Below are 9673 nucleotides of genomic sequence, written 5' to 3'. Positions count from 1 at the left end.
GAGGGCCGCCGCGAGGTTCGTCGTCGTCGTCGTCTTCCCGACGCCCCCTTTCGCGCTGACGACTGCGTACACCCATCCCATATCTAGTCGTTCGGACTCTCCCACGTCGAACATATAAAGGTATTCCGAGGTGTGTCCCGGGCGACGCTCGCCGTCCCTCCGTTCGCAGGCGTGCTGTCACTACCCAAGACATTTGCTCACGAACCGCGAGGTGAGAGCATGGATAGACCGGGAATCGAGACGGAGACCGACGAAATCGCCGCGACGGAGGCGTTCGCCATCCTCGGAAACGAGACGCGGATGGAGGTCCTGAAGCGACTCTGGAAGTCGTCCGAACCACGTTCGTTCGGCGAACTCCGCGACGCGGTGGCGCCCGACGACAAGGGGAACTTCAGCTACCACCTGAACAAACTCGTCGGCCACTTCGTCCGGAAGACCGACGACGGCTACGACCTGCGGTTCGCCGGCGAGCAGGTGGTGCGCGCGGTGCTCACCGGGACGATAACGTCGTCGCCGTTGGTCTCCCCCGTCGAGACCGAAGAGCGGTGCGTCTACTGCGGCGGGACCGTCGAGATGGCCTACGAGGAGGAGGTGATATCGGTCCGCTGCACCGAGTGCGGCGGCGTCGTCGGCGGCGACTTCCCGCCCGGCACGTACATGCACTACCAGTATCCGCCCTCGGGCCTCGTCGGTCGGACCGCCGAGGAGACCATCGACGCCGCCCACGTCCTGTACGACTCGAAAGTCGCGCCGATGATGGAGGGAATCTGCCCGGAGTGCGCGGGGCGAATCGACGCGTCGCACGACGTCTGTTCGAACCACCGCCCCGACGAGTCGGGCCTGTGTCCCGAGTGCGACAGTCGGTACGAGGTGTGGACGGAGTTCGAGTGCCAGCGCTGTCAGTACGGTCGGCGGACAGTCACGTGGTTCGCCGCGCTGAACCACCCGGCCGTCGTCGCCTTCTACTACGACCACGGCCTCGACGAGCGAATTCCCTTCCGGAAACTCACGTGGGACAACGCGGCGTTCGTCGGCCGAGTCACCGCGACGCCGGTCGAGACGGACCCGTACCGCTTCGAGGTGACCGTCGTCGTCGACGACGAGACGCTGACGGTCCGCATGGACGGCGCTCTCGACGTGCTCTCGGTGACGCGAGACGACTGACCGGTGGCGACCGACGGGGATGTCGGCCGGAACTGTTCGATTTCTTAGAGTAATCGAGTACGGCGAACCGTTATCACGAGGTCGTTCGCTCGTTCACCATGGCAAAGATTCGCCCACGTCTGAACCTCGACGACGTGTGTTCGGCACTCCGAAGCGAGCGACGGCGGCGAACGGTGCGACTGTTGGCGAACCGGTCGGGGGCGACGACGAGAGCCGAACTCGCTCGGACGCTCGCCGAGGAGGACCCCGAGGGCGCGACGAGCGAGGCCGTCGAACTCTCGCTGTACCACGTCCACCTCCCGAAACTCGTCGACCTGGACGCGGTTCGCCACGACGCCGACGCGGGGACGGTGGCCATCACCGAGACGGGCCGGCGGATTCACCAGTACCTCGACGAAGCCGACCGAACGGGCTGCGAGTGAGGCGACGCGTCGATAGCCGGACGGGTGACCGGCCGGGACACCGCGTCGGGAGCGACGCGGGGGTGCGCCCCGCCTCGGCTCAGCGGCCCGTGCGACCGGGCGGCGAGTCCGCCCGCCTCGCGTCGTCGGTGGCCGTCCGAGGCGGTTGAACGCGTCTACCGCGGAATCTCACCCCGTTCGCGCCGCCGACCCGGCTTCGAACGCGGTACTTTAACCGTCTCGGTCGTCTTGTTTCCCACAACAACGATGTCTGATACGAACACGGCGAGCGCGGAGGAGAACTCAGACAGGAGGAAGTACGAGTTCCGAAAGGTCATCGAGGAACTCGACGACTACGAGGGTTCCGGCACGCAACTCGTCACCATCTACATCCCGGACGACAAGCAGATTTCCGACGTGGTGGCGCACGTCACGCAGGAGCACTCCGAGGCGTCCAACATCAAGTCCAAGCAGACGCGGACGAACGTGCAGGACGCGCTCACCTCCATCAAGGACCGTCTGCGCTACTACGACACGTTCCCCCCGGACAACGGCATCGTCATCTTCTCCGGCGCCGTCGACTCCGGCGGTGGCCAGACGGAGATGGTCACGCGCGTCCTCGACAGCCCGCCCGAACCCATCCAGTCGTTCCGCTACCACTGCGACTCGAACTTCCTCACGCAACCGCTAGAGGATATGCTGACCGACAAGGGCCTGTTCGGCCTCGTCGTTCTCGACCGCCGCGAGGCGAACGCGGGTGGCTGAAGGGCAAGCGCGTCGAACCGGTCAAGTCGGCGTCGTCGCTGGTGCCCGGCAAACAGCGCAAAGGTGGCCAGTCCGCCCAGCGGTTCGCCCGCCTGCGTCTCGAAGCCATCGACAACTTCTATCAGGAGGTGGCGGAGATGGCCAACGACCTGTACGTCCCGAAGCGACACGACATGGACGGAATTCTGGTCGGCGGCCCGTCGCCGACGAAGGATGAGTTCCTCGACGGCGACTACCTCCACCACGAGCTCGGTGACCTCGTCGTCGGCAAGTTCGACGTCTCCTACACCGACGAGTCCGGCCTGTACGACCTCGTCGACGCCGCACAGGAGGTGCTGGCCGACCAGGAGGTGATGAAGGACAAGTCCCAGATGGAGGAGTTCTTCGAGAAACTCCACACGGGCGAGGAGGCCACCTACGGCTTCGGCCCCACCCGCAAGAACCTCATCATGGGCTCGGTGGACCGACTCCTCCTCTCGGAGGACCTGCGCTCGGACGTCGTCGTCTACGAGTGCCCCAACGGCCACGAGGAGTACGAAGTCGTGGACCGGCGGCACGGCGACCCCGGCCACCAGTGCACCGAGTGCGGCGAGGAGGCCGAGAAGACCGACCGCGAGGACGTCATCGAACACCTGATGGCGATAGCCGAACAGCGCGGCACCGAGACGAAGTTCATCTCGACGGACTTCGAGAAGGGCGAGCAGTTGTACGACGCGTTCGGCGGCGTCGCCGGCATCCTGCGCTACTCCACGGGCGTCTAAACGCGTATTCTGCGACCGGTTCGTGTCACCCCGCTGTCTCAAGAACTGAGAACGACCCGTGGCTTCGATACGTCACGGAACCGTCTGTCGAGTGACCGACGATGCACAAGATTGTCTACGAAACCGACACGGGAACCGAAGAGTCCGAAAACGTCGTCGCGTACGACGAGCGGGGAGATTACTGGGTCGTTGCGCCCGACGGCGAGGACGCCGACCTGCGGCGGCGGATTCCGGGGAGCAGAGTCTACTTCGTCGAGAGCGACGACGAGTCGCCCGTCGGAACGTGGTGAGGCGGTCGTAGCGCACCCCCGAACCCACAGACCGGACCACACTTTGCGGACGGCGCCGTCACGCCCGCCATGGGCGAAGACCGCCAAGCCACGTTCGGCGCCGACGGCAGTCTCGACACCGAGACGCCGCCGGAGGCCCGCGAGGGAACGACCGACTGGGGCGAACCGAAGGGAGACGGCGAGACCGACGGCGGGTACAACCGCTACGACGTGTCGAGCCTGCTCCAGAAGGCCGTCCGACGCTCCGACGAGGAAGTCGCCGCGTGGGCCGCGTGGGAACTCGCGCGGTCCGGCTACGCGTGGAACCTCTGGGACCGCCTGCACCTCTACGTGGTCGAGGATCTGCGGGCCGGACAGGACGTCGCGTTGCTCGTCGAGCGATACGAGACGCTGGCGACCGAGCGCTGGGAACCGGACGGCTGGCGGGGTCGCATCTGCGCCGTCCACGCCGCCCTCGCGTGCGCGCGCGCCCGGTCGTCCCGCGAGTCGCCGAACGCCGACGAGTTCTTCCGGAACGCGGCGGCCGCCCGCGCCGACGTGCGCGGCACCGACGAAGACCCCGTCGCGGACTTCCCCGTCGGCGACCTGGACCCGGACGGCGAGTTCGACGTGGCGTTCGACAAGCACACCGCCGAGGGCACCAGACGCGACCGGGGCGACCGCTTCTTCAAGGTGTTCGGCGCGCGGGTCGGCCCCGAGGGCGAGGACGACCGGAGCGCCCGGTGGCAACGACTCAACATGGCGCTGTCGGACGTGGAGTACGACGACGCGGAAGTCGCGCACGCCGTCGAACCGGTCGGCGAAGCGGACCGCTGGGCCGACCCGGTGGCGTTCGACGGTCGAGACGGGGACGCGGGCGCGGGCGGCGACGACGAGGACGCCTAGCCCGCGTCAGGACACGAGCGACTCGAACTGCAGGCGTCGGCGCTCGAAGTCGAACTGCGGGTCGACGCCGTCGTCGCCGCCGAGTCTATCGAGCGTCAGGAACGGGTCGGCACCGGCGCGTTCGGCCTCGTCGGCGAGCGTCTCGACGGCCGCGCGGTGGAGCGCCAGCGAGTCGAGTTTCCCGACGAGGAGGGCGAGGGCGACGCCGCCGCGACCCGACGGGAAGGCGTCGCTGACCGCCGAGAAGTCGCGTCCGCGTCGGCGGCGTCGGCAGTCTCCGGGTCCACGTCGGCGGATGCCGCAGTCGCGGCGGCGTCTTCGACGGCGTCCAGACGGAGGCAGTTCGCGCACAGCGACGCCGCCGCGCCGCCGTCGGGGGCGAACTCGCGCAGGTCCGCGGGGACGGCGAAGACGACGAGTTCGCCGTCGCAGTGGTCGCAGTTCACGGTCGTGGCGACGCGGGCCGCCGACAAATGTCCGTCGGTGGGGCCGGGACCGACCCGTCCGAGGTGGGTAGCCACCAGCCTCAAGCGGCCAGTGCCCCGAACGGCAAACACATGAGCGACGAACCAGCGACGAGCGAGGACGCCACGCCGATAGAGGCAGGAATGGTCGTCTACGACGACGACGGAACCGCGCTTGGTGTCGTCGACGGATTCACCGCCGCCGGATTCGAGGTGGACATCGACGCCGAAGTCGAAGACGGAGACGGCGACGGCGCGGTGAACGTGAGCGACCCCGAAATCGACGAGGAGGAGGTCACGTCGGTGAACCGCGAGGAACGCGAGACCGAACAGCAAGAGCAGGTGCCGGGACAGGAGTTCGGCGAGGGCTACCTGCAGTGGCGGTGCGACGACTGCGGAGAAATCGGTGACCTCGAAGACGGTCTGCCGACGGAGTGTCCGAACTGCGGGTCCGATGCGGTCTACCGGAAACGGGAGGACTGAGCGTGAGCGACCAGTTCACCATCCGTCGCGCCGAGGGCGACGACGCGGGCCGGATTCACGAGATGGCGGAGAGTTCGATGACCGCCTCCTACGCGCTGAGTCCGCGCGACATCGAACAGATAGTCGAGGCCGAGTTCGGCGAGGCGGAGCAACGACGCCGTCGTGACTCCGAGGACTACGCCGCCTTCGTCGCCGAGGCCGACGAGGACGGCGTCGTCTCGGGCGTCGTCCTCGTGGACGGCGACGACGACACCGTCCGCCGACTCCACGTGGACCCCGAGCGTCGCGGCATGGGCATCGGGACGGCGCTGTACGAACGCGCCGTCGAGGAACTGGACCACGGTCACGGGACGGGCCACCAGGCCGCCGCGATGGCCGCCAACAACACCGCCGGCGCGTTCTTCGAGCGGTTCGGCCTCGAACGGGTCGAGGAGCGAACGCTGGATGTCGGCGGGCGCGAGACGGTCGAGTACGTCTACGCCGAAGAGGCCGATGCGGCGAACGGTGACGGGACGGCCGCCGGCGAGGACGACGGCGAGGGCGAGACGGCCGCGGAGATAGACACCGACGAGTTTCCGGACGCGTCGAAACCGACGGGGAGACGGTCTATCTCGGCGACGACCCCGTGTCGGGAACCGAGGGCGCGTTCGTCCCCACCTACCTCGACGACGGCCTGAACGAGGAGTACGGCTACTACTGCGGGAACTGCGACTCGACGGACGTGTCGATAGACAGCATGGAGCGACTCAGGTGCGCGAACTGCGGGAACACGCGGAAACCCGACGAGGGCTACGACGACGCGTACCTGTAGCCGTCGGCGTCGGACCGAGTCGAGTCGTGCGGGCGCGAAACAGGAGAGAGACGGACGGCGTCCGGTGCGCGCGCGAGTTCGCGTGGTGGCCGAAGACGTGGTCGTCGCCGTCGAGGCGAGCGAGGACCGGCGTCGGTCTCAGTCGTCGGCGGGCACGCGTTCGGCCGCGCCCGACTCCTTCGCTTCGGCCTCGCGCTCTTCTTTCTCCTCTTCTTCCTTCTTCGCCTTGATCTTCTTCAGGCGGAATATCTCCTCGCGTTCCTGCTCTTCGAGTTTCTGCTCGATGTACTCCTTGTTCTCGTAGAGGTCGGGCAGGAGTTTGAACTCCAGGGCGTTGACGCGGCGCTTCGTCGTCTCTATCTCCTTGAGCATCTTCTTCATCGCCGTCTCCACCTCGGCGGCGAGGATGATGGACTCCAGCAGTTCCTCGTAGGCGTCGGCCGCCTCGTCGATGCGCGCGGAGGACCCGAGCAGGCCGTACCCGCGCTGGTCGAGCGACTTTCTCACGCGCGAGGACTCGATCTGCGGGACGACGACGCCCATGATGTTCTTCGACTGCGTCGTAATCTCGGGGTGTTCCTTCAGGGCCGCGGCCGCGCCGCGAACCGCCACGTCGCCCTCCATCGCGCGGGCCATGTTTATCTTCGACTGCGCCGTCTCGTAGTCCTCGTGGAGTTCCGAGCGGACGTCCTGCGCCTGGTCGAGGATGTCCATGAACTCCATGATGAGGCCGTCACGCTTCTGTTCGAGCGTGTCGTGTCCTCGCTCGGAGAGTTCGATGCGGTCCTCTATCGCCATCAGGTTCTTCCGAGTCGGTTTGACGTCTTCGGCCATCTTGCGGGACGGTTGTGGACGAAGGGGGGTAAACCTTTTCAGTCTCTCCGACCGGGCGCCGGCCCCGCGCCGACGCCGTCGCCGGAGACGCGTCACCAGAGGCCCTGTAGCCGGTCCAGCATCGTGACGACGACGACGTGCGGGAGCGTCAGGACGGCGAGGAGGACGAGGTACACCGAGGCGACGGCTTCGACGCTCCCGACGCCCGCGGGGACGGCGAGGGCAAGGGCCGCGAAGACGACGACGGCGCCGAGCGCGTCGGCAGGGCGTCGCGGCCGAGTCGGGCGACGACGGTGCGGTACCGCCCGCGGCGGAGCGCCGTCGCGGCCGTCGAGTCGAGGGCGGCGAGTCGCGCGAGGTGCCGCGCCGAGTGCCACAGCGAGAAGTACAGGCCGATGGCGACGAGTGGCGGGACGGCGAGGAAGAACGCCCACAGGAGGACGGACTCGCAGGCGTCCAGCCGCCACGCGTCGCGCGAGGCGGCGGTCGTCGCGCGGCGCCACCCGACGAGGAGCGACGCGACGGTGAGCGCCGCGAGCGTGCCGCCGACGGCGGCGCGGACCGTCGGAGCGACGAGCCACGCGAACGACGCGTCGGCGACGAACAGACCGGCAGTCGTCGCCGCGACGCGTCGGTACACCTCGGGGAACCCGACGAGGGGGACGACCATCGGAATCCCCCCGCGGACGACGGCGGCGAGGAGGCGTTGGCCGCGCGTCCTGAGGTGCGTCTCCTCGGCGAGTGCGACGAGGAGGTAGACGTCGCCCTGTCCCCAGTGAATCCACGTGAGGAGGAGGAAGGCGACGAACGCGGCGGCCGGGGCGACGAACCAACCCACCGCGTACAGACCGCCGAGGACGAGGTACAGGAGGCCCACGACCGCGAGCGACCGGAGCGTTGGACTCGTGTTTCGCGCGCGCGAGAGCGTCACGTGGTCGAGTGCGCCGTGCGGCAGTCCGAGGACGGCGACGGAGAGCAACAGGGGGACGTACCGGGCCGGACCGGCGACGCCGACGCCGAAGAGCGAGACGGCGGCGGCGGCGGCGAGGACGACCCAGGGGAGCGGGAACACCGCGCGGGCGAGTCGTCGCCGCAGTCGGCCGTCGGCGACGGCGGCGCTCACCGCCATCGGTCCACCACCCACAGGAACAGGAGCAGTCCCTGCACCACGAACAGGTTCGTCACGAGGAAGAACGTCGCCTCCTCCACCGGCAGACCCAGCAGGGAGACGCCGGTGGTGTGAGCCGGCGAGATGTACCAGATGTCGAGCCAGATTGCGAACCAGTCGGCCACCCAGAAGTACAGCGTCGGGACGGCGACGGCGAGTGCGAACGTCCGCCGCACCGCCCACAGGTAGGGCCACCCGAACCCCCACTGGAGGGCGAGCACGGGGGCGGCCCACGCGAGGATGGCTCCGAGGTAGTACGTCCCGCCGCCGAGGGCGAGGAGTACCCCGCCGACGACGCGACGGCGACGCCCGCGAGGACGCCCCACAGACGCTGTCTCCTCGTCACCTCGACGGGGTCCGCCGACGGCGTCGGGAGGACGAACAGCCAGCACGCGACGACCAGCGGTTGGAGGAGGATGAACACGTACTCCTCGACCGGTGCCAGCCACACCGTCGCGGCGACGGCGCCGTCGCCGTACCACCAGACGCCGCGGGAGATGAGGTAGTTGTCCCACGGCGTGGTGTAGACGAGGGCGATGGCAGCGAGGACGGCCGTTCCGACGAGGCGGAACGCCAGTCGCGGGCGGTGATTCGGTCGCGGCGGCGGTAGACGACGAGTCCGAGGACCGCGAGTGCGGGGAGGACGAACACGGCGTGGAAGCCGAAGTACGTCAGTCTCGCCGTCACGAGGGCCTCCGAGGGTGAGCGGGGTACGGTGGTGTCATCAGATGAAGGGAGTCACTAGCTGTTCTGAATCTCGATAACTATTGAATGTTCGCCCGCGCGGACGACTCAGTCGTCCGCCGGGGAGGCGGCGGGGGTCGCCTGCCCGACCTGGTCGAGCACGCTGTGACTCCGCAGGAGGACGAAGCCGAATCCGACCTTCGCCACGAGGTCCAGCACCATGAACGCGGCCGTCTCGTAGTACAGGGGGAGGATTCCGAGCGTCCCCTCGGTACCCAGTATCCAGACGACCGGGTAGGCCAACCACAGCACGATGAGCATGTTGCGCAACGTCGTGGTCAGACTGCGGACCGACTCGGTCTGCTGGTCCGCCGCGTCGTTCAGCGCCTTCACGAGGAAGTAGAGGAGGAACAGCAGCAGTGCGGTGCTGACGCCCCACCACACGATGCGGATGGGTGCCGACGCGGTGAATGCTGCGATGGCTCCGGTCGCGATCATCAGCACGTCGAGGCCGACGAGCGTGTACATCGTGTTACGACTCGCCCCCGCCAACAGGGCGAGGTCGAGCAACAGCAACGGCGTGGTGAACATCCAGTCGGCGTATCGCGCCCAGTAGATGTCCAGCATCACGCCGCCCACTTCGACCTGCGTCAGGCCGAACCCCGTCGCCATCATGAAGTACGAGACGGTCGCGATGGTGGTGATGAAGATACTCAGGATATAGAACAACTGCTGTTTCGGGTCGGTGACGCCCCACCCGCGGGCGACGAAGTACAACGTCCCCGCGAACATCCCCGCCGTGCCTATCCACAGCCATATCGCTTCGCTGCCTGGTGTTGCCATGCTACGTCCTATAGTTGGGCATCGAACAGTAAGGCGAGTGTACCCAACTAGTTGGGTATTTCCCGGTAAAATGCGGCGACGAGTTTCCGTTCTGCCGCCCGGAGGTGCTGGTGGAACGTC

The 9673-nt window shown here is 67.7% G+C and carries 12 protein-coding genes and 4 pseudogenes; 8 read left to right on the top strand and 8 right to left on the bottom strand.

Annotated elements, in window-relative coordinates; translation table 11 throughout:
• A partial coding sequence (locus GJ632_RS15265) for a P-loop NTPase (RefSeq protein WP_231751594.1) occupies positions 1-81 on the bottom strand: 81 nt, incomplete at its 3' end.
• Positions 82-219: 138 nt separating this feature from the next.
• Between GJ632_RS15265 and GJ632_RS15260 the strand changes: the two genes are divergently transcribed.
• The 5 genes and pseudogenes from GJ632_RS15260 to GJ632_RS15240 all read left to right on the top strand — a co-directional run bounded on the left by GJ632_RS15260 (position 220) and on the right by GJ632_RS15240 (position 4266).
• Positions 220-1164 (top strand): helix-turn-helix domain-containing protein, encoded by a 945-nt coding sequence (locus tag GJ632_RS15260; RefSeq protein ID WP_191453400.1) that lies wholly within the window; start codon positions 220-222, stop codon positions 1162-1164.
• A 98-nt stretch (positions 1165-1262) separates the two neighbouring features.
• Positions 1263-1586, top strand: a complete 324-nt coding sequence (locus GJ632_RS15255; RefSeq protein ID WP_191453399.1) for a hypothetical protein — start codon at positions 1263-1265, stop codon at positions 1584-1586.
• Between the two features lie 246 nt (positions 1587-1832).
• Positions 1833-3091, top strand: a pseudogene (prf1, locus tag GJ632_RS15250) (peptide chain release factor aRF-1).
• Positions 3092-3192: 101 nt separating this feature from the next.
• Positions 3193-3381: a hypothetical protein gene (locus GJ632_RS15245; protein WP_089804294.1), complete on the top strand. Its 189-nt coding sequence runs from the start codon at positions 3193-3195 to the stop codon at positions 3379-3381.
• A gap of 69 nt (positions 3382-3450) precedes the next feature.
• On the top strand, positions 3451-4266 hold the full coding sequence (locus GJ632_RS15240; RefSeq protein WP_191453398.1) for a hypothetical protein: 816 nt from the start codon (positions 3451-3453) through the stop codon (positions 4264-4266).
• A gap of 6 nt (positions 4267-4272) precedes the next feature.
• Here GJ632_RS15240 and GJ632_RS15235 read toward each other — a convergent pair whose 3' ends face one another.
• The gene (locus GJ632_RS15235; RefSeq protein WP_343161206.1) at positions 4273-4617 is read right to left on the bottom strand and encodes a DUF6276 family protein; all 345 of its coding nucleotides are present in this window, start codon (positions 4615-4617) and stop codon (positions 4273-4275) included.
• 17 nt (positions 4618-4634) lie between these two features.
• Positions 4635-4712: pseudogene (locus GJ632_RS25485) on the bottom strand (hypothetical protein); the annotation flags it as partial.
• A 111-nt stretch (positions 4713-4823) separates the two neighbouring features.
• Between GJ632_RS25485 and GJ632_RS15230 the strand changes: the two are divergent.
• From GJ632_RS15230 to GJ632_RS15220, 3 genes are read left to right on the top strand one after another with little or no spacing between them, the layout of a single operon-like run.
• On the top strand, positions 4824-5213 hold the full coding sequence (locus tag GJ632_RS15230; RefSeq protein ID WP_191453397.1) for a hypothetical protein: 390 nt from the start codon (positions 4824-4826) through the stop codon (positions 5211-5213).
• Positions 5214-5215: 2 nt separating this feature from the next.
• On the top strand, positions 5216-5890 hold the full coding sequence (locus GJ632_RS15225) for a GNAT family N-acetyltransferase (protein WP_191453396.1): 675 nt from the start codon (positions 5216-5218) through the stop codon (positions 5888-5890).
• Positions 5839-6024 carry a DUF5816 domain-containing protein gene (locus tag GJ632_RS15220; protein ID WP_191453395.1) on the top strand — a complete coding sequence of 62 codons (186 nt, stop codon included), beginning with the start codon at positions 5839-5841 and terminating at the stop codon, positions 6022-6024. Before GJ632_RS15225 ends, GJ632_RS15220 begins: the two co-directional genes overlap by 52 nt.
• Before the next feature lie 138 nt (positions 6025-6162).
• On the opposite strand, the gene GJ632_RS15215 is transcribed toward GJ632_RS15220, so the two are convergent.
• The 5 genes and pseudogenes from GJ632_RS15215 to GJ632_RS15200 form a co-directional block, all read right to left on the bottom strand.
• Positions 6163-6858, bottom strand: coding sequence for a V-type ATP synthase subunit D (locus GJ632_RS15215; protein WP_089804284.1), 696 nt, complete (start codon positions 6856-6858; stop codon positions 6163-6165).
• A 92-nt stretch (positions 6859-6950) separates the two neighbouring features.
• Positions 6951-7987: pseudogene (locus GJ632_RS15210) on the bottom strand (Brp/Blh family beta-carotene 15,15'-dioxygenase).
• Complete coding sequence (locus tag GJ632_RS23940) at positions 7978-8418, bottom strand: lycopene cyclase domain-containing protein (protein WP_343161205.1); 441 nt, start codon at positions 8416-8418, stop codon at positions 7978-7980. Before GJ632_RS23940 ends, GJ632_RS15210 begins: the two are co-directional and overlap by 10 nt.
• Before the next feature lie 50 nt (positions 8419-8468).
• Positions 8469-8564 (bottom strand): annotated as a pseudogene (locus GJ632_RS23935) (lycopene cyclase); the annotation flags it as partial.
• Positions 8565-8818: 254 nt separating this feature from the next.
• The gene (locus GJ632_RS15200; RefSeq protein ID WP_089804277.1) at positions 8819-9553 is read right to left on the bottom strand and encodes a bacteriorhodopsin; all 735 of its coding nucleotides are present in this window, start codon (positions 9551-9553) and stop codon (positions 8819-8821) included.
• Between the last annotated feature and the right edge of the window lie 120 nt (positions 9554-9673).

It is taken from the genome of Halogeometricum sp. CBA1124 (genome assembly GCF_009741955.1).
Lineage (GTDB): Archaea > Halobacteriota > Halobacteria > Halobacteriales > Haloferacaceae > Halogeometricum > Halogeometricum rufum.
This window is presented reverse-complemented; position numbering and strand designations above follow the sequence as displayed.

Coding starts and splice junctions, on each gene's coding strand:
- GJ632_RS15245 (WP_089804294.1), top strand. CDS start 3,193: ATGCACAAGATTGTCTACGAAACCGACACGGGAACCGAAGAGTCCGAA.
- GJ632_RS15230 (WP_191453397.1), top strand. CDS start 4,824: ATGAGCGACGAACCAGCGACGAGCGAGGACGCCACGCCGATAGAGGCA.
- GJ632_RS15255 (WP_191453399.1), top strand. CDS start 1,263: ATGGCAAAGATTCGCCCACGTCTGAACCTCGACGACGTGTGTTCGGCA.
- GJ632_RS15200 (WP_089804277.1), bottom strand. CDS start 9,553: ATGGCAACACCAGGCAGCGAAGCGATATGGCTGTGGATAGGCACGGCG.
- GJ632_RS15240 (WP_191453398.1), top strand. CDS start 3,451: ATGGGCGAAGACCGCCAAGCCACGTTCGGCGCCGACGGCAGTCTCGAC.
- GJ632_RS15215 (WP_089804284.1), bottom strand. CDS start 6,858: ATGGCCGAAGACGTCAAACCGACTCGGAAGAACCTGATGGCGATAGAG.
- GJ632_RS15260 (WP_191453400.1), top strand. CDS start 220: ATGGATAGACCGGGAATCGAGACGGAGACCGACGAAATCGCCGCGACG.